The following is a 20,119-nucleotide window of genomic DNA, read 5'->3' on the forward strand; positions in this document are numbered from 1 at the left end:
TTTGCCGCTCTTAAACCGTTCCGTTAAAACATCCGATAAACGTAGGGGTCTTTAGGCGTGGCAATTTTTTGGAACTCGGTTACTTTAAGCACGGGAATGGTCTGCTTGAACGGTTGATACAGCTCGGAGGTCAGCGTACCTGTTACATGAACCCAGTCGTCGTCGTTGAGATCCGTCCCCTTGGGAAAGTCGACCAGCATCCCGAACACTCCGGAATCCGCGGCACAGTGGATAAAACCGAAGCGAAAGACGAAATAATGATCTCCGTCCACCTGTTCTCCCTTATATGCAAATCCGTTAAACGAAATCGTCCTCCCCATGAACTGGCCCGGATAATTATAAAGAACCTCCATTGCTTTCAAATAATTTTCATCGTCCAGAGAGACCGTATCGAGATCGATGAACGCCTCAAGCTCTTTGTTCTTAAATTCATTGTAGCCTTCCTTGCCGTAAAACACGCTGGAATCCGGCTTGAGAAACTGATGCTGGCCGGGGTTTTGGTCGGACAGAGAGAGCTCCATCGAGGGAAAGGAGAAGCCTTTGGCTTTCACAAAGCTCGAGTCAAGCGTCGATACCGGCAGAAAAACGCCCGTAAATATGGGGAAAATGAGCACCAAGTAACCGACAGAGCGTTTCCATCGGGAGGACGATTCGTGAGAATGTCCGAAATGATCGTGCGGGTGGGACGAGCTTGCATGATCGTGCGCATGCATGTGCACGTGATCGTGAGCGTGTATGTGTTCGTGAGCATGATCTGGCTCCTGCTCGCTGTTAGGCTCTTGATCATGCTGCGACGCGATCTCTTCCGCTTTTTTCTTTTCCGCCTGCTCCAATTGATACATTCTGATCACTTCCACGACACAGAGAAGCAGCAGAATGACAATTGCACTGATCGACAAATAAGCATAACGCGTGTTGATATATTTGTTCAATTGGCCTTGAAAATGAATGAACGAGAACATCATCGCAAAGCCGAACAAGATAAAAAAACGAGTCATCCTACAATCCTCCCAACGATTAACGATCCAATTAACGTAAACAGGGTGACGAGCGCAATCAAGACGGCGACGAATTTACCGCGAAACGAACCGAGCAGCATCAGCGTGTTCTTGATGTCGATCATAGGGCCGTACACCAGGAAGGCGGAGATCGACCCCATTGAGAAGGTGCTGCGGAAAGAAGAAGCGATAAACGCATCGGCTTCCGAACAGAGCGACATCGTAAACGCCAATCCGATCATGACCAGAGAGGCCAGGACCGGATTGCTGCCGATATGCAGCAAGGACGAAGTCGGAATGAAAGTCTGCATGCTGGCCGCAATAAAAGCGCCGAGCACGAGATATTTTCCCACGGAAAAAAATTCGTCAATCGCATGCAGGAACACATGGCCGAGCTTCGGAAAAAACGGCTGGCGACGGGGAGGCTCGACGACGGTCTCCGCCGATGCGGCGATTTGCTGCTCGTGCAGCCGCAGCGGCAGCACAGGAAACATAAGCGCGACGCACATAGATACGGCCAAAGCGACCAGGAAAGCCATTCCCGCGCGGATCACGACGACTCGCCAATCGTTCCCGAAAGCGATATAGGTCGAGAATAGAACGATCGGATTGATAATAGGCCCCGTCAGCATAAAAGCGATGCCCGCATTGAGAGGGACGCCTTTATTCAATAGACGACGGGTAATCGGAACGATTCCGCACTCGCACGCAGGAAATAGGATGCCGATGCTGCAGCCGAAAAGGGAAGCGAGAAACCGGTTTCTAGGCATCACTCGAGAAATCCAGCGTTCCGTAATGAACGACTGAATAAAGCCTGAAATCAAGACGCCCAACAGAACGAACGGGATCGCTTCCATAATCATGCTTAGAAAAATCGTATTGAGCTGAAGAAAGGTTTTCATAGGGCACCTGTTACTTTTATTAGATTTCGTGATTCCCAAATCATGTTCAGATTTTTATCTTAACAAATCCGGCATGCGAAGTCTCGGGAAAAATCCCTCAGAAACTATCGTACGGAAGATTTCTCGAACTCATAATTGCCGCTGAACAAATTATCGTCGTGGAAAGCGATGAGCAGCATATCGTAATGCTCGTTCGTTATAATCTCCCGCAGGCTGAATTCCGTGAAATAGCGGTTATCGAGAACGGTCAGCTTGTTGAAATGCCGAGCCAAGTAGGGCGTAAGAGGATTCATGAACGAATCCTTCAGCAGCAGGACGTTCAATTGATTATTCGCCTGCGGATTCTCATACGTAATTTTTTGTCTGTCGCCCCCATAGATCGTTCCATACGTATAAGTGGATTCGCCCGGCTTGAATCCGTAGAAATCGTTAAAATCCGAGACGGTTTGCGTGCCGTCCTTGTTAATTACCTCAAAGCGGGCGAATTCGAATGGGATTCGCGGCTTGTAAATGATCGTTCGATCCGCATGGTCGGGATTGATCGCGTAATTAAGCTGAGTATTATAGCTGCCTTCGAACCGTCCGTCCGTTAACCGGGCAACCTCGATCTCGTCTAAAGCCATCGGCTCGTCCTCGAATACGAGCGACCGCTTCGAGAGCTCCGTAATCATCTCCCGGTAAGCGAGAAACGCGCCTTGGATATTCCAATGATGATCGGTCTCCAAGTACAATTGTTCCAGCTCCGCTTTCGTAAAACGATCGAACGGCCGCCCCGTGTCGATGACGTTCACGCTTTTATCCAGTTTGGACAGGAAATACGCCTTCGACTTGGTATACGAATCGGTCCGCAGGTAAGCGGGGTACAGATGCATCAGCGCTTTGGTACGCGACGGGTTGAAGACGAAGTAGGTTTCCGTTCCTTGCTCCTCGGCAAATAGGATCGCTTGGTTAAGCTTGTCCGTGGCCTCGTCGATCGACCCGGTATAGACGTATTTGCCGGGAAGCGGAAGAATCCACTTCCGGTTCGTGAGCACGAGCTTGGACACGATGCGCGCATCCCATACTTTCGAGCCGTCCTCCGGCTTCTGTCGAACGTTATCGCGAAACAGATTTTCGAACAGCATCGTATTGAAGAGTTCGGAGTTTTGCTGCTTCTGAAAGAGCGTAACCAGCTCATCGCGAGCCGCGATTTGATCGTTCAAATATTGATTCATAGCCTGGAAGAACGCTCCGGATCTTAAAGAATCGACTCCGAGAACAGGACGCGCGCTTAAAGATCTGTTCTCGCTTGTCGAGAAGCTCCTGTCCGGCATAACCAGGCTGGCCAGAGAGAAACCGCCGATAATCGTCAGGAATGCGGCCACATATACGTACGAGATCGATTTTTTCACAAGCATACTCCCTTAAGAAATCGTTAGAACCGGAAATACAAGAACGGGTTGTAGGTTGAATTAATCAGGTACAAGATCGATTCCGCGAACAGGAAAAAATAGAATACGAAAGAAACTGCCGCTTGTATGCGGTCCAACCGCGGATTAAGCCGCAAGCTCCGCAATTTCGTGAATAAAGGCGTAGCGGCGATAATCGCAAGGAGAAAGTAGTACCAATTCATATAGATTAGCGAGAGCGCCTGGTTATCGAATGCTGGATGGCCTCGGGCGCCGAACAAGGAAGCCAGGAAATTCGCGGCGTAGCCGAAATCGTCGGCCCGGAAGAATACCCAGCCTATCATGACAAGCAGCAGCACCAGAACGTGGTTTAAGGGATAAAGCCGGGATAGCAGCTTGTCCAGTCCGGCCTTTTCAAGCGCGATCAATATACCGAAATAGAGACCCCATGCCAAAAAGGTCCAACTCGCTCCATGCCATAATCCGGTCAGCGACCACACGACGAACAGGTTTCGATACGCCTTCCAGCGTGCGACCCGGCTTCCGCCAAGCGGGATATACACGTAATCTCTGAACCAGCTGCCCAAAGAAATATGCCAACGTCTCCAGAACTCCGAAATGCTCCGGGAAATATAAGGGTAGTTAAAATTCTCCGCGAACTCGAAACCAAACATTTTCCCCAGCCCGATCGCCATATCGCTGTATCCCGAGAAATCGAAATAAATTTGCAGCGTATACGCGATAATGCCTAACCAGGCGCTGCCGGTCGACAGATCGGAGGCGGAATTCATGAACACCGTGTCCGCGACCAAACCGAGAGGGTTGGCCAGCAGTACTTTTTTGGACAGGCCCAGTATAAAACGTTGAATCCCCTCGGCGAATTGCACGGAAGAGAACACGCGATGGTTCAACTGCCTGGCGACGGCGTTGTAACGGATAATCGGACCTGCGACCAGCTGCGGAAAAAAGGTAATGTACAGCGATAATTTGAAGAGATTCCGCTGCGCCTTTTCTGTTTTACGATAGACGTCAATTAAATAGCTCAACGCATGGAACGTGTAAAATGAAATGCCGATAGGCAGCGGAATCGGCCGCAGCTCCAGACTTGTGTTGAAGACCGAATTGACGATGTCGGCGATGAAGTTCGCATATTTGAAAAAGCCCAGAAGTCCGATATTAACCAGAATCGCTGACGCAAGAATCAGCTTTTTCTTCTTCTCGTTCCGCCGCGCGCGATCGATCCAGATCCCGTACCCGTAATTCACGAGGATGGACGCGATCATCAGCAGAACGTATCTCGGTTCGCCCCAGGCATAGAATACGAGACTGAACAGCAGCAGAATGATATTTTTATATTTGAAGGGAACCGCGAAATAAAGCGCGAGAACAAGCGGCAAAAAGAAAAACAAAAAGCCGACCGAACTGAAAACCAAATCCAACTTCCCCTTAAAAATGCGTGTAATGGTTACTAGATGACAAGGTAAAAAATAATGTTAGCGCCGATTCGCGGGAATGTCAAAATACAATTTTTGGTCATCCCGCCGCAAACGATTGTCGAAAGAGGGTAGGGGGCCAAGTCGGATTTTAGCATCTATTGTAAAACCGTTTATACCTTTATAATAGAAACTAAAAACTCGCGGAGATACCGATTCATGTCCATAACGAGCTCAAGATCGATCAAAAGCCTGCTGGAGGAGTCTTCGCTCTCCCTGGATCGGGTTATAACGTATGGCATTCAAATGGCGGAGACGATTCATGACGCGCATCTTCGGAGCGGGATCATCGCCGATCTGCAGCTTGACGATTTTTACGTGCAGTCCGGCGATGGGGTGACGTGGTCGGCCGCCACCGCATGGAACCCGGCATACGGTTCTCCGGAGCTGCTCGGACTGGGACGCAGGCCCGATGAGCGCAGCGACCTCTATGCGTTCGGGGCAATGCTGTACGAGATGCTGACCGGACGTCTGCCGATAGAGCCGGAGGGCGAGCAGACGTGGGAGGAAGCCCACCTCATCCGTTCGCCGCGTCCATTTCCGCAACCCGTCGCCGAGGCGGCGGGGCCCCTGTGCCGAATCATCGGGAAAGCGCTGGAGAAGTCGCCCCAAGCCCGCTATCAGACGGCCTACGGCATGCTGATGGATCTTCGGCTAATGCGCAAGAACCCGAATCACGCAGAGGAGCTTTGCCGATATGACCGGCGGAGCAGGCTGACCAAGCCGGAACGCGCGCTGGGAAGACAGGAGGACTTTGCCGGGTTAAATCGGGTTTTCCGCGCGTCTCGTACGGAGCGGCAAGTGCTTGAGATAACCGGAGCGAAAGGAATAGGCAAAACGCGGCTGATGAAAGAATGGAAACGGCAGCTGCTCCGGGAAGACGTCTTGGTTGCGCTGGTGTCCGCGCTGGACGTCGGCAGCGGAGGCGAGCTGCTGGAGCAAGCGGAGGAGCAGTGGCTGCGGCAAGCGCTTTGCCGGCAGGACGTCCAGGCCGGGCGAACGTACCGGACCGAGAGGGAATTGCAGCACGTGTTGATCCTCGATGACGGGGAACGTGCGGACTTGTCCGTCATCGACGAGGCGTTCGGTTGGCTTGAGCGGCTGGAGCCAAGTCGCGGCGGGCTGCTTGTGCTTTTGCATTCCGACGCCGCAATTGACTTAAGAGACCGGGCTGCGAGCCTGCAGGTCAAAGAGCTACCGATCTCCCGTCTCAGGCTGGAGCCTCTCGGGTATGAGCATGTGCTGGAATGGCTGACCGCTGCGCTGCACGAGCGATCGCCGCGCGTGCGGGTGCTGGCCGGAGCTTTGCAGCAGTGGAGCGGCGGCGTGCCGCGCGAAATCGAGGAAAATCTGACACGCTGGCATGCCGAGGGCAGCTTATCCTATCACTACGAACGGCACCACTGGGAATGGACGGAAGATCTGATTTCCAAGGCGCCGGTCTCGGAGGGGTACAAGCAGGCGATGGACAACCTTATGGAGCGGCTGCCGGACGAGTCGGTCCACGCGCTGACCATCGCGGCGTTGATCGGCCCCCGATTTTCTGTGCGGGCGCTGATCGAGCTGTCTAACCTCGACGAAGACCGGCTGCGGACATGGATAGAGATCGCTCAGGCATCGGGCTTCATCAGTCCGGAAGAGGACGCCGGAGACGATTATTTGTTCCTGTCCGCGTATGTCCAGTCCAAGCTTTACCGGAGCATACCGCAGAACGAACGGAGCGTCTGGCACTGCCGGATCGGGGAGGTCTACGATCGGCATGGGGGAGAAGAAGCGGGCGAGACGGCGCGGCGGCACCTGAATTTGGGAGCGGACCAGCTGTCCGGGCATCGCCGACGCCTGTTGGCGGAGCGCAATTACACGGCGGGAATGCTGGCCATGAACCAGGCCAGATTCGCCCAAGCGACGGACGATTTCGAACAAGCGCTGGGGCTCGCAGAGCGGGAAGGGGAACAACCGGACGAGCTTGCCTGTAAAATCGGGTACCAGCTTTATAACCTGCTGCACTACAGAGGCTCCACGGAACGGGCGGTCGAAGGGTTCGTCTGGATTCGAGAGCACGCCGACAAGCTGTCAGACGAAGACCGGCTGGCCGCCTGTCTCTGTCAGCAGGATCTGTTTGCCGTTAACGATCCGGGAATCGCGCTTCGGCTCAGTCGGGATACGATGGCCGTCTTTGGCTGGCGCCTCCCCGAACGCGTATCTCCGCTGACCGCGTTGACGGAAGCGTTCCGGGCGACCCTGTTGGCGCGCAGGATCGAAGCGAAGGACGAGCGGATCGCCGACAATTTGGATTTTGAATACGTCGCGCAATCCAGAATTTTGTTAGGTCTGATGTATACGCTAAGCATTTCCGATCCCGTTTTATTGCTCTATGCCTTTTCCCGGTTCGTCCGGCACGGACTGACGCGGGGGCGCAACGAGTATTTCCTGAACTTGCTGGATTCCTTCGAGCTGCTGCTGCAGCGCGGGCTGCCCGGAATATACCGCCATTGGCCCAAGCGGCTGCGCGACGCCTGGAGCAGCGGCTTGCGGGTTCGCCCCGCTCAACAGACCAGGCGGTTATATACGAAGGGGATGATCGAGCAGTTTGAGCGCCCGGAGGAGTCGGCTTCCATAATGGAGCGAGTGCTGCGCCAGACGAGGGAGCAGCATCAGGTGACCTTCTTTAACCTCGCCGCGATTACGAGCCTGATCTCCACCTGGGGAACGGCCAGGCAGCTGCGTGAATTGGTCGGTTACCTGGAGCAAGAGGCGGAACCGCTGCTGGACGCGACGTCCCTGCGCATGATTCGTCTTGTGAAAAGCTATCTTCGAGCTTGCGAAGAGGACGGCGCATGGGAACGCTATACCCGCTCCAATCCTCCGGAAGGAGAAGAGGAACAGCCGGACAATTACGACTTTGTTTTGCGCGCCGAGCAAGCCTACTTGCATGGCAGGTATGCGGAGACGCTCCTCTTCGCGCAGCGGGCGAAGACGATGGAGATGAAGATCGACTGGGTTCGCAATCGAAGGGTGCTCCTGTTCGAAGCGCTGGCTCAAGCGGCTTTGTACGAGGAAGGGACCAAGGCTGAGCGTCGGATATGGTCCCGGGCGATTCGCCGGAGGATCAAGAGGATGGACGCCTGGCAAGGGCCGTTCGGCCGCAGCAGCTCCGCTTATTGGCTGATCCGGGCCGAATGGGCAAAGGCCAACCGGCAGAATCGCGCTGCCCTCCATGCGTACGAAAGAGCGGCCGCCTGCGCGAAGCACGAATTTCCGAGCGTTTTCCGGCCGCTGTGCATGGAGAGGCTGGCTCTGTATTACCGCGAGAAGGGCATGGAGGCCGGAGCGCTGATCGCTTTGCTCGAAGCGATGTCCGCTTATTCCGCTTATGGTTACGCGGCCAAGCGGAATCGTCTGGAACAAGAGCATCCCGATGTGGAGGGATCGATTCGCGCGTTTGCTTCGCTGCCGGAAGCGGAGGCCGCGGAGGAACGGCGGACACCGAAGCGATCGGAACGCTTGACGGAATCGGGAGATCGTCCGTTCGAACCCGCCACGGCGTTAAAAACGATGCGGCCCGAGGAGCTGCTGGCGGTCGCCTGTCGCAAAGCCGGAGCGGATCGCGGCCTGATCGCGGCGACCTCGGAAGGAACGGCGCTCCGCGTTCTTGCCTATTACGGCGTTGGCGATCGGAAGGAGAGCGCGCTGGCCCAAGGGGTGCTGAAAGCGGCCGTCGCGAAGAAAGGCCCCGTAGTGCTGCCAAATGCGGAGCAGAGCGAATTTCTGGCGGACCCGCACATTGCGGCAGGCCGGTCGAAGTCGATTCTCTGCTTGCCTATCGACTTGCCCGGGATCGCCTCTCCCGCCGTCCTGTATTTGGAAAACACGCAGATTGCCGACGTTTTCTCCGAAAGAATCGCCGCGGACATCGAAGCGTTGGTGAAAAACTTCGCTTATCTGTCCCTGTTCGAAGAGCCTTCGGATGCGGTCTGGGGAGTCTGGTCCATCGAGAAGGAAGCCGTCGCCCGGAGCGCCGCCGGAAAATCCGGAACGTCCGGCAATCCGGAATCCTCGCTGTCGGATCGGGAGACCGAGGTGCTTCGCGCGATTGCAGCCGGGTATTCGAACAAGGAGATTGCGGCTTTATTGGCCATTACCGAGGCGACCGTCAAAACCCACACGCATCATCTGTACGGGAAGCTTGGCGTCAAACGACGCGGCCAGGCGATCGCCAAAGCCAGAGAATTTAATCTCGGCGGCTTGTAAATCCCCGCGAATGCCTCGGAAGGGCCGTCTGTCGCCGTTATCCCTGGCATAATTCGACAAAATCAAACGAAAGTTTGATGACTTTATCCTCCTTTTTGACTATGATAACGACACGAAACATCGCAGAGGAGGGGGACAATGGGAGCAGCGGCAGTCAGGGCGTCATTCCATTTTGCATCAGACCGGATAAAACGATGCCTTACATTAGCCGTAATCGTCGCCGGTATTTTAGGTTTTCTTCTCATGCCTCTGTTTGTCCGGACCGCGTTCGCAGAGGATCGCTCGTTTGAAATCGGCGAGGTAGAGATTCATGCCCGCATCGATCGCGACGGCAATATGACAGTGACAGAATGGGATACATACCATTTTGACGGAGCCTTTAACGGCGTTCTCGTCGATCTCAATGCTTCCGGCTCCGACGGGATTGAGAGCTTTCAAGCTTACGAGGCGGCCGAACAGCAAAGCATCCCGCTCGAATTCGAGGAAACGGCCGACGGAGACAAGCTCCATTACAAGATTTACGCAAAATCCGAGAACGAGACGAAGGTGTTTCTGTACACCTATACCGTCAAAAACGTCGTGCAGGTGTATGCGGACACCGCACAGCTGTATTGGAAGTTTTTCGACGAGACGAACCCCAGCCTGTTGGGAGAGGTTCGCATCGAGGTCGAGCTGCCGGAAGGGGCCGAGGGGGCGCAGATTCAAGCGTTTGGGCATGGACCGGACAGCGGGGCTTTCGACATCGAGGAGCAAGGTCTTGTCCGCTACCAAGTGAGTCCGCTGCCTTCCGGCAAAATGCTGGAGGTGCGGATGCTGTTTCCCGGCTCCTACGTTCCCGGCAGCACGAAGATCAGCGACGAGGCGATGCTGGAGCGGATTTTGGAGGAGGAACGTAGGTGGGCCGAACCGTCCCCCGATTACAGTCCGTATGGCGCTCTGGCCCTGCTGATCGCGAACCTGGCCGCCGGCATTCTCGTCTATCGCAAATACGGCAGAAAACGAAAATCGGAATGGAGAGGAAAATACTATCGAGAGCTCACCGGGGACGTGACGCCGGCCGTCGTGGGCTACCTGATGAACTATCACGCGACTCCCCGAGACCTCATCGCCACATTAACCGATTTGGTGAGAAAGCGGCACGTCTCCATGAAAGCCGTTAAGACGATGAACGGCAGACGCGAACGGACCGACTATGAATTCCAACTTTTGATGGTTCGGCTGCACATGCTGGAGCCGCACGAATCTCAGTTGATCCAATGGTTCTTCAAAAAAATAAAAGCCGGAAAAACGGTAAATCTATCGGACATCCGTAAGCAAGCCAAAGAACAAGCGACTGCGGCTCATTTCGGAAAACAATGGGATAAGTGGAGAGAAAAGGTTGAAGAAGCGGCATACCGTATGGGCTATATTGAAGATCGTCCTGATGGGATAGCCCGGTACGTTACACTTGCTGCCTTGCTGCAATTTTTCGGGTTTTGGTTTCTGGCGCCGGAAGGTTGGAGCTGGTTAATGTTCTGCGCCATTCCGCTCTTCTTCTTCAGACCTCCGAAGAAGCGGAGAACGACCGTCGGCCAAACCGAATTTACGAAATGGAAGGCGTTTAAGCGTTTCCTGCGCGACTACAGCCGGATCGCTTCCCGGGAACCGCTGGCCGTTCACCTTTGGGAGCACTATCTCGTCTACGCGATTGCGCTGGGGGAAGCGAAGAGGGCAATCGCGATTACCCGATTGAATGTGCCGGAAGACCGGAACAGTCTGGGGCTTGGCGACATCGGCACGGCCTACTACTATTACGACGATTGGACCCGTATGTTGGAACAGACGCTGTCGTCGGCCGAGAAAACCGTCAACACGTCGAGCGATTCCTCCGGGGGCGACTTTTCTTCCGGCGGAGGCGGCGGAGGCGGGGGCGGAGGACGCGGCGCGTTCTGAGCTGCGGAGGACGGATACAGACTTAGGGAGGAATTTTCATGGAAACGTACATTTGGATTGCGGTTGGCGTGATCGTGCTTTTGTGGATCGTCATTACCTATAATCGGTTTATTATCCTCCGGAACCGGGTCCGGAACAATTGGTCGCAGGTGGATGTCGTGCTGAAAAACCGCTTTGATCTGATTCCCAATCTGGTGGAGACCGTGTCGGGATATTCGGCGCATGAGAAGGAAACGCTCAGCCGGATAACCGAGATGAGAACGAGGTACGCGTCGGCGCAGTCGGTGAACGAGAAAGCCGAAGCCAGCGGCGAGATGTCGGCGCTGGTCAACCGGCTCATGGTCGTCGCGGAAAGCTATCCGGACTTGAAGGCAAGCGAGAACTTCCTCTATCTCAAGCAGCAGCTTGCCGAGATCGAGGACAAGATCCGCTATGCGAGACAATTCTACAACGACACGGTGGAAGCGTTCAACACGGCGATCGCGGTGTTCCCGTCCAATCTGATCGCCGGCCTGTTCGGCTTTCGGGAGCAAGCCTTCTTCCATATCGACGAAGCGGAAAAAAGCAACCCGCAGGTTCGTTTCTAAACATGGATTTGCCAATATATGATACGATACTTGTTTTCAGTTTCCATGAAGGAGATCGCATTCAGAAATTGGAGCTGAAAACCCATAATTTATACGATTACGAACGAATAGTTAACCTGCTAAAATAAATCTGGATCATTCGAATTCAGCCTCTTCGGCGATCAAGCCGCTATTCAGGGCTTCCCACAGGTAAAGGGAGACGATGGACGAGTAGGGCTTCCATTGGGCGTGTCTGCTCTGCAAATGCGCCAGTCCATCGCCCTTATCCGCGGCGTAAAGCCACTCCGCAGCCCGCTGAAGCCCTCTGTCTCCGAGAGAGAGGACGTCCGGCCTGCCCAAGTAGAAAATAAGAAACATCTCCGCGGTCCATCGGCCAATCCCCTTAATGGAAGTCAACGACCGAACGACTTCTTCGTCCTCCAGCTCTCCGAATGCTTGAAAGTCAAGATCGCCTGCCTTGACCCGCTCGGCGACGTTGCGGATATAGCCAAGCTTGTTCCTCGACAATCCCGCGGCGCGCAGAGCCTCCTCATCCGCGGCCAAGACGGTATCCGGCGCAATCGTTCCGCAAACCAGCTCCACCCGGCGAAAAATCGTCGCAGCCGCTTTGCCCGATAGCTGCTGCCCGACTAAAGATCTCGTCAAGTAGAGAAAACCGTCCCGCTCCCCGGCAATGCGGAGGGGACCGATCCGCCGGATAAGCCTGTCCAGCAAAGGATCGTTTTCGCGCAATTCGCGCGCATAACGGGTGTTGGGATCGACCTCGAACACATAGGTCAAGTTAATCATCCTTTCTGGCGGGAGTCCAACCGAACAAGTGGGAGTCGACTAGCTTAGAGAGCTTGCAGCCCGCGGAAGAACGTACGGATGTCGGCGATCATTAAATCCGGCGCATCGATCGCCGCGAAATGAGTGCCTCTGTTGAATTCGCTCCAATGCACAATGTTGCTGCCCTGCTCCGCATAGCGGCGAATCGCCACGTCGGATTGCTCGAACAAGGCAACGCCGACAGGGGTTGGCGACGGCTCCTTGGGCGCCCAGGCCGCGGGATCGTGAGCCCCTTCATAATACATTCTCGCAGACGAACCCGCGGTTCCGGTCAGCCAGTAAAGCATCAGATTGGTCAGGAAACGGTCGTTCTCCACAGCCCCGACGGCATCCCCGAAGCCATAGAACAATTCGGCCGTCCAAGCGAGCAGGCCGATCGGGGAATCGTGAAGCCCGTAGGCCAGCGTCTGCGGTCTGGTGGACTGGATCATGTTAAATCCGAACCGCTGGCTCATAAATTGCCCCAGACGAGCCAGCCGGGCTTTCTCCGCATCGGTCAGCGAAGAGAGCGTATCCTCGTCGACCTGCCCCATCGGGATGAAGCCCATCGTGGCGGCGTTGACGTACACGCCGACAACTTGCTCCGCCGCCAGGCGTCCCATCTCCGGCGCGATCGTCGCGCCCATGTCTCCGCCCTGTACGCCGTAACGATCATAGCCCAAGCGGCGCATCAGCTCCGCAAAGGCTTTGGCCGCCCGCCCGGACGTCCAGCCAGCCTCGGTCGTGGGACCGGACAAGCCGAAGCCCGGAATCGAGGGGATGACGAGATGGAACGCGTCGGCCGCATCGCCACCGTAAGCGGCCGGATCGGTCAGCGGTCCAATAAGGTCCAGAAACTCCACCGGAGATCCCGGCCACCCGTGAATCAGCAAGAGCGGCTGAGCGGTCGGCACGGAGGAGGGGATATGAAAGAAATGAACGTTGGCTCCATCCACGGTGGTCGTATATTGCGGAATTTCGTTCAGGCGCGCTTCCTGCTTGCGCCAGTCGAACGCCGTTCTCCAGTAATCCGCCATCTCCTTCGCAAAATCAAGCGGAACGCCGTAATCCCAGCCCATTCCCGGAAGTTCGTCGGGCCAGCGCGCAAGCGCCAGGCGGTTGCCAAGATCGTCCAAAGCCGCTTGCGGGGTCTCGATGCGATAGGGGCGGATGTCATTCGAATTTACTGCTGCAGAAGGGATTGGATTCATCGTATTGAGCTCCTCTTTGTTTGGGATATCCCCATCTTAACCGTTCGTTCCTGACAGCTGTCTGTCAGGGACGTTAAAGAAGTTTATAATGGGGTATTTCCAATCCTAATCTTTGACAAGCCAGGAGGGCTAGCGTAGGTCTTACTCATAGCTCGTAAAAAGTCAAAAGCTGCCGGCGTATGCGGCAGCTTCGGGTTTCCAGGAGGGCTTGATCCATCCGCCTTCCCGGTCGGCTTCACTTATCTTTCCAGTATTTCTCGATGATCGCTTCGCGTCCGGAATAAATGCGGGATTCCTTGTAGTATTCGGGGTTTTTCCGGTGATAGTTCTGATGATATTCTTCCGCAGGGTAGAAGACGGAAGCCTCTTCAATGGCCGTCACAACGGGCTTGTCGAAGCGCCCGCTCTGCGCCAGCCGTTCGCGGGACTCGAGCGCCAGCCGCCGCTGCTCCTCGTTATGATAAAGAATCGCCGCACGGTACTGGCTTAAGCGATCGTTGCCCTGGCCGGTCGCGTCGGTCGGATCGATCTGCGGCCAATAGAGCTCCAGCAGCTTCTCATACGGGAAGATCTCCGGGTCGAACGTAATTTGCACGACCTCGAGGTGTCCCGTTTCACCTGTCAACACTTGCTCGTAGGTCGGATTTTCCAGATCGCCGCCCATATAGCCGGAGACGATTCCGTGAATGCCGGGTTGCTCTTCGAACGGACTCACCATACACCAGAAGCAGCCTCCGGCGAACGTCGCTTTTTGCAGCATGCTCATTCCTCGTTCCTTGTTGTTCTGATCTTCGGCCAAACTCGCCGCACCAACCTTCATTATAGGTAAAAAACCGAGAATTACAAGAAGCGGTATGGGCGGTTGAAAATCTTTCGTGTAGGCGCGTGAGAAGGGGAGGGCCGCAGCGGTTTAACCTCGATTGCCGGGCAGTCGGATGCCGTACCAATCGCTTACGTCGCATTGGCCGTATTCGTTATCGCCGGCCGCGACTACCGTGCCGTCCGACTTAAGTCCGACCGTATGCGAGCACCCCGCGGCAATCGCCACAATATCGCGCCAATCACTTACCTCGCATTGGCTGTGCAGATTCAGACCGGCAGCCGTCACCGTACCGTCGGATCTAAGCGCAACGGTATGATAGCTGCCCGCCGAGACCGCCACAATTCCGTGCCAGCCGGTTACGTCGCATTGCCCGTGCTTGTTCAAGCCCGCAGCCGCAACCGTGCCGTCCGATTGGAGCCCGACGGTATGCAGGTAACCTGCCGCTGCCGCCGTTATGCCGCGCAAGCCGCTCACCTCGCATTGGCCGTACCGATTATTTCCCGCAGCTGACATTGTCCCATCCGATTTAAGCCCAAGCGTATGCCAATCGCCCGCCGCGATCGCCACAATGTCGCGCCAACCGTTTACCTGGCATTGGCCTTCGTTGTTGCGGCCAGCGGCAACCGCCGTGCCGTCGGATTTAAGGCCGACGGTGCGACGCCAGCCCGCCGCCACCGCGACGATATCGCGCCAGTCGTCCACTTCGCATTGCTTGTCCTTATTCCAGCCCGCCGCAACCACCGTGCCATCCGATACCAGCCCGACCGTGTGGGCGTTGCCCGTATTCGTCGCCCGATGAACATTGCCGGCCGCGACCGCTGTAATCCGGCGCCAGCCGCCTACCTCGCATTGGCCGCATTTATTATCGCCGGCCGCGACTACGGTGCCGTCGGATTTAAGCGCAACGGTATGACGACGTCCCGCCGCCAGGGAATTTTTCCGACCATCTGCGTCCCATATTCCAATGCTGAGACCCGGCATAGGATCGCTCCTTAGCTTAAAGTCAACTTTTATAATAAGAGTTCCAACCGACCGATTCTTTGAAAATCGACCATCCATCCCGAGCATTCGGGCGAAAGTGGTGAAAGCTAAGGAGTCTCTGTTTGAATCCCGTTCAGAAACAAATCGACAATTTGCCGGGCGACTTCGCCAGGCGACAGCCGGTCGGTCAGCAATTGGGTGACTGTCAAGCGATCGATGACTCCCACCAAGCTGTGCGCGACCACCTCCATGTCCGGCTCTTTCCTGAAATAACCGTGCTCCTGCTCCGAACGCAAATTGTCCGCGATAATCCCCGCCATTGTTTTCTTGATCGTTTCCGCCTCCGCGTCCTGGATAAAGCCGATTTGCGTAAGACTGCGATTATCGTTCAGGTAGCCGAGAATTCGCTCCAGGACGAAGGTGACCCGCGGGGAGATTTCCCCCTGCCGCAAGCCCGGTTCAATCCGGCTGCTCTCGATCAAGTCGATCAAGCCGGTATGGAATTGGCGAACGAGTTCCTCGTAGATCGCTTCTTTGCTTGAAAAATAGATATAAAAGGCGGGCTGAGTCAGGTCCGCTTTCTTTACGATTTCGCTGATTTTGGTCTCATGATAACCATGCAAGGCGAATTCCTCTTCCGCGATGCGCAGCAGTCTTTGCCGCGTTTCCCGTCCCTTGAGTCCTTTTTCGTTCGACATAGCGTTATGCAACCTCCAACATTGCCGAATATGCGGCAACAGTATAATAGTACGGTTCTTCCCCGGAATTGTAAATCCGGCGTTATTGTCGTTGCTATAAAAATTACTTTATAGTAACATTACTAAAAAGTAATATACTATATTCGAGTAAAGGAGAGCTTCGAAATGAGGTTCCCGGGTAAAACCGCCATTGTATCCTTCTTGTTTTTCTTCCTGCTTAGCGCGACGGTCTCGGCCTTCGCGTCGCCGTTATTCCCGTCGGATCCGCGTTATGCGACGGGGACGACTCCCGTTCAATTCGCGGCCGGCGATCTTGACGGGGACGGCCTCCTGGACCTGGCTGTCGTCAATGCCGGCACGAACGATCTGTCCGTGTTTTCCGGAAAAGGGGACGGCACCTTTGGGGTCGCGATCGCCTATCCGCTGGATTTCGAACCGAGAACCATCGCGCTTGGCGACTTCAATAACGACGGCTATCCGGACGCCGTCATTCCTTGTTACGATTATTGCAGCCACGGACTCTATCTTCTTCTGAACCAAGGGGATGGCAGCTTTGGCTCCGCGACGCCTGTTCCGGGTATTGCCAACGGAGACGAAGCGGCGGCGGCCGATTTCAACGGGGACGGCAGCATGGATCTGGCCGTGTCCCACTTGGTGGGCGGCAAGCATACGTACTCTGTCATGCTGGGTGACGGAAGCGGGGCTTTGAGCCTGGCGAACAGTTACGAATTGTCCGGGAACGCCTCTTCTATGATTTCCGGCGACCTCAACGGGGATGGCCAACCCGATATCGCGTTTGTGGTGGGCCGGAAAAACAAGCTGGTCGTCGCGCTGAATGCGGGCGGCGGCTCGCTCCAGCCGCCAATTATGCAGAATACGGAAAGCAATCCGGGCGCCGTTGCGCAAGGCTTCTTCGATGACGATCTCCTTCCCGATCTGGCCGTCGTCCATACGGGGGGCAGTCAGCCCGGCGTAACGATCTTCATCGGGCAGGGCGAAGGACAATTCGCGCCTTCGTCGACCTATCGCGCCAATAACGGTTATTCGGTCGCGATCGGGGATCTCGACGGAGACGGCAGGGTCGATCTGGCGGTCCCGAACTTTAATCATAACGAACTGACGGTGCTGCACGGAAACGGCGACGGAACCTTCCTGCCGACTCCGCGTTATCTCCCCGGGGGCAGGGGACCGGTAAGCATCCGGATCGCCGACTTGAACGGAGACGGCCTGAACGATCTGATGACTTTGAATCAGCTCTCGAACGATGTCTCCGTATGGCCGGGGAGAGGCGCATCCGATCTGGGGCTTCCCAGGATCTACTCGACCGGATACGCCCCGACCGACATCCAGTTAGGGGATTTCAACGGAGACGGCATGGTCGAGGCCATACTCCCGACCTGGGCGGGTTACTCGATCGTGCGGGGAACCTCGCCCACCGACTTTAGCCTGAATACCAACTATGGTTTGGCCGGCGCAGACGACGTATCCGGACTCGCCGCTGCCGATTTTAATCGAGACGGGTATAGCGACTTTGCCTTGCTGAACGCGACGAAGAACAGGATCGAAATTCGATTGGGCAGTGCCGGCGGTTTTCAAAAATCCCCTACTCAGGTAACGCTTGACGGCACCCTGTCCGATATCGCGATCGGCGACTTTAACGGAGACGGTGAGCTGGATATCGCCGCTGCGAACAGGGGCGGGAACGACCCGTTTATCGTTCTGCCCGGCGTGGGCGACGGCACGTTCAGCGCGCAACACACCTATTCCCTGGACGCCTCTCCGATGAGCTTGGCGCCTGGAGATTACAATGGCGACGGATTGGAGGATATGGCCATAACTTATGTCGACTCCAATCGGATCACCCTGCTGTTAAGCACGGATATGGGGAATTTTGCAGATATTCGCACCTTCGCGGCGGACGGTGTTCCGTCCGGAATCGTATCCGCCGACTTCAACGGGGATCGGATAGCGGATTTGGCCATTGCCGTAAAATCCACGAACAAGGTATATGTCTACGCAGGTTCGTCGGACGGGAGCCTCAGCTTGACTGCCGATATCGGCCTGGAGGGCGGCCTGTCCAATCTGGCCGCTGGCGACTTTGACGGGGACGGGATTCTCGACCTGGCCGTTACGGCGTCTTCCACCAGCAAGGTTTACGTGCTGCAGGGACTGGGAAACGGCGCTTTCACGGGTATCCAAAGCTATGCAACCGGCATTTTTCCGATCGCGGCGGCCGCCCATGACTTCAACGAAGACGGGAAATCGGACTTATTGATCGCCGGCAAAAATAATGGGGACGTCACGCTCTTGCTCAGCCTTCCTCCGATGGGAAGGATCGAACTGGACTCCCCGGCCTATATGACGGGCAAAGACGAGGGCAGCGTTACGATTCAGGTGAAAAGAACGGGGGGAGAGATCGGCGTTGCTTCCATCGCATACCATACCGAGGACGGAAGCGCGATAGCCGGAACCGACTACACGGGCGTATCCGGCACGCTCGTCTTCGCGGACGGACAAACGACGGGATCGATCTCTATTCCGATACTGGACAACGATCAATACGGGAGCGATAAGTCATTCACAATCACGCTAAGCCGCCCGAGCGGAGGAGCGGTCTTAGGACCGCTGCGCTCTGCGACTGTCACCCTAACAAGCTCTGTCCTGCCCGTTCAAGGAGCTTATGAAGCGAAAAGCGAAGCGGCCGACGCCGCGCCTGTCGCAGGCGAGGAAACGTCCGTCACGTTGACCGTATATCGTTCGGACGGAAGTCGGGATACGAGCTTTAACGGCAGTTATGACGTTACCCTGAGCGGATATTCGACCGCACCGGACGGAACAAGGGGGAGCTTCATGGGGCAGCCGCTGCAGGAAGGAGGATACTCGCGAGCCTTGACCTTCGTCGACGGGGAAGCCTCGGCGACCCTCGCCCTGAATCGCGCCGGACTGCAGGAGATTCAATTCGAGTTGGAACAAGTCGCTTATCCGACGAGCATCGCACTGCTGGACATTAAAGCTGCCGCCGTACAGGAATTGCGGATCTCGAGGCAGCCGGCAGGCCCCGGCAGCGCCGGAGGCGGACGGCTTGGGGTTCAACCGCAGGTGACTGTCGTCGATCGCTTCGGAAACCCGATTGCGGGCCTAACGATTCAGGCCTCCCGGGAGGAAGACGGAAATTCGTGGACTCTCACGGGGAGCAGCGCGGTAACCGGCGAGAACGGAAGAGCCGAATTCGTCGATCTGGCGGCAAGGAATACGGCCGGCCGCGATCTGACCGGCGTTCGCATCCGTTTTGCCGAAACGGCTTCCCTGCTGAGCGTGAGCAGCGACGGCATAACACTATTGCGCAGCAGATCCGACCCGGGCAATCCCGCAGCCCCTGCGCCATCCGAGCAGACAAGCCCTGCAACCGAGCAGACAAACCCTGCTGCTCCCGGGGACACGGCAATCCCGGCGGACCCCGACGACTCCGGGAAACCGGAAGAGGAGAGTGAAGGGGCGCCCGAACGGCCGCCTTTCAACGACATTGCCGGGCACTGGGCGTATGCCTTCATCGCGGAGTTATATGCCGACGGAATCATCAAAGGATACCCTGACGGCACCTTCCGTCCGAATGCCAACATGACGAGAGCGGAATTCACAACGATTCTTGTCAACGCCCTGAAGCCGCCTCAAGCTTCCGGCACGCCTTTTTTTAAGGATACGGCCGGGCACTGGGCGGCGGAGGCGATTGCCGAAGCGCAAGCAAGCGGGATTGTTAAAGGCTACGCGGATCAGACGTTCCGGCCGGACGAATACTTGACCCGCGAGCAGATGATCGCGATGGCGGTCAGAGCCTTCCGGCCGGAGGACGAATCGGGCGGCGAAAACCGGACTTTCGCCGATAGCGCCGAAATTTCAGCCTGGGCAGAGGAGTCCATTCAGACGGCCGTTCGATTGCGGTGGATTGCAGGCTATGCCGCCGACCTCTTGATGCCGCAGCAGTTGGCCAAACGAGCGGAAGCGGCCAAGATTATCTCCGTTATCCGGAAATCTCGGACGCCGTAAAATA

The 20,119-nt window shown here is 56.0% G+C and carries 13 protein-coding genes; 4 read left to right on the forward strand and 9 right to left on the reverse strand.

The annotated features are described in order from the left end of the window. Window positions 1–23 precede the first annotated feature (23 nt). The 4 genes from ACFFT4_RS05795 to ACFFT4_RS05810 form a co-directional block, all read right to left on the reverse strand. Complete coding sequence (locus ACFFT4_RS05795) at window positions 24–998, reverse strand: TIGR03943 family putative permease subunit (RefSeq protein ID WP_378045830.1); 975 nt, start codon at window positions 996–998, stop codon at window positions 24–26. Further along, a complete protein-coding gene (locus ACFFT4_RS05800; protein WP_378045831.1) occupies window positions 995–1,900 on the reverse strand; it encodes a permease in 906 nt (301 codons plus the stop codon). The genes ACFFT4_RS05795 and ACFFT4_RS05800 overlap by 4 nt, the downstream gene beginning before the upstream one ends. A gap of 104 nt (window positions 1,901–2,004) precedes the next feature. Then, window positions 2,005–3,291, reverse strand: coding sequence for a DHHW family protein (locus tag ACFFT4_RS05805; protein ID WP_378045833.1), 1,287 nt, complete (start codon window positions 3,289–3,291; stop codon window positions 2,005–2,007). A gap of 23 nt (window positions 3,292–3,314) precedes the next feature. Then, window positions 3,315–4,721 (reverse strand): MBOAT family O-acyltransferase, encoded by a 1,407-nt coding sequence (locus ACFFT4_RS05810; protein ID WP_378045835.1) that lies wholly within the window; start codon window positions 4,719–4,721, stop codon window positions 3,315–3,317. A gap of 219 nt (window positions 4,722–4,940) precedes the next feature. Here ACFFT4_RS05810 and ACFFT4_RS05815 point away from each other — a divergent pair, with 219 nt between their 5' ends. The 3 genes from ACFFT4_RS05815 (at window position 4,941) to ACFFT4_RS05825 (ending at window position 11,551) form a co-directional block, all read left to right on the forward strand. Continuing rightward, window positions 4,941–9,032, forward strand: a complete 4,092-nt coding sequence (locus ACFFT4_RS05815; RefSeq protein WP_378045837.1) for a LuxR C-terminal-related transcriptional regulator — start codon at window positions 4,941–4,943, stop codon at window positions 9,030–9,032. A gap of 243 nt (window positions 9,033–9,275) precedes the next feature. Continuing rightward, window positions 9,276–10,964: a DUF2207 family protein gene (locus ACFFT4_RS05820; protein ID WP_378045839.1), complete on the forward strand. Its 1,689-nt coding sequence runs from the start codon at window positions 9,276–9,278 to the stop codon at window positions 10,962–10,964. Window positions 10,965–11,002: 38 nt separating this feature from the next. Continuing rightward, window positions 11,003–11,551, forward strand: a complete 549-nt coding sequence (locus tag ACFFT4_RS05825) for a LemA family protein (RefSeq protein WP_378045840.1) — start codon at window positions 11,003–11,005, stop codon at window positions 11,549–11,551. A gap of 135 nt (window positions 11,552–11,686) precedes the next feature. Here the strand turns inward: ACFFT4_RS05825 and ACFFT4_RS05830 are convergent, their stop codons facing one another. From ACFFT4_RS05830 to ACFFT4_RS05850, 5 genes are all read right to left on the reverse strand, one after another. Beyond that, window positions 11,687–12,322 carry a DNA-3-methyladenine glycosylase family protein gene (locus tag ACFFT4_RS05830; RefSeq protein ID WP_378045949.1) on the reverse strand — a complete coding sequence of 212 codons (636 nt, stop codon included), beginning with the start codon at window positions 12,320–12,322 and terminating at the stop codon, window positions 11,687–11,689. A gap of 62 nt (window positions 12,323–12,384) precedes the next feature. After that, window positions 12,385–13,569, reverse strand: a complete 1,185-nt coding sequence (locus ACFFT4_RS05835) for an epoxide hydrolase family protein (RefSeq protein WP_378045842.1) — start codon at window positions 13,567–13,569, stop codon at window positions 12,385–12,387. A gap of 235 nt (window positions 13,570–13,804) precedes the next feature. Then, entirely contained in the window at window positions 13,805–14,326 is a 522-nt protein-coding gene (msrA, locus tag ACFFT4_RS05840) for a peptide-methionine (S)-S-oxide reductase MsrA (protein ID WP_378045950.1), read from the reverse strand. Window positions 14,327–14,479: 153 nt separating this feature from the next. After that, the gene (locus ACFFT4_RS05845; RefSeq protein ID WP_378045844.1) at window positions 14,480–15,373 is read right to left on the reverse strand and encodes an RCC1 domain-containing protein; all 894 of its coding nucleotides are present in this window, start codon (window positions 15,371–15,373) and stop codon (window positions 14,480–14,482) included. A gap of 107 nt (window positions 15,374–15,480) precedes the next feature. Then, window positions 15,481–16,071: a TetR/AcrR family transcriptional regulator gene (locus ACFFT4_RS05850; protein WP_378045845.1), complete on the reverse strand. Its 591-nt coding sequence runs from the start codon at window positions 16,069–16,071 to the stop codon at window positions 15,481–15,483. A 165-nt stretch (window positions 16,072–16,236) separates the two neighbouring features. Between ACFFT4_RS05850 and ACFFT4_RS05855 the strand changes: the two genes are divergently transcribed. Next, a complete protein-coding gene (locus ACFFT4_RS05855; protein ID WP_378045846.1) occupies window positions 16,237–20,115 on the forward strand; it encodes an FG-GAP-like repeat-containing protein in 3,879 nt (1,292 codons plus the stop codon). Window positions 20,116–20,119 lie beyond the last annotated feature (4 nt).

The organism is Cohnella cellulosilytica (assembly GCF_042431195.1).
Classification (GTDB): domain Bacteria; phylum Bacillota; class Bacilli; order Paenibacillales; family Paenibacillaceae; genus Cohnella; species Cohnella cellulosilytica.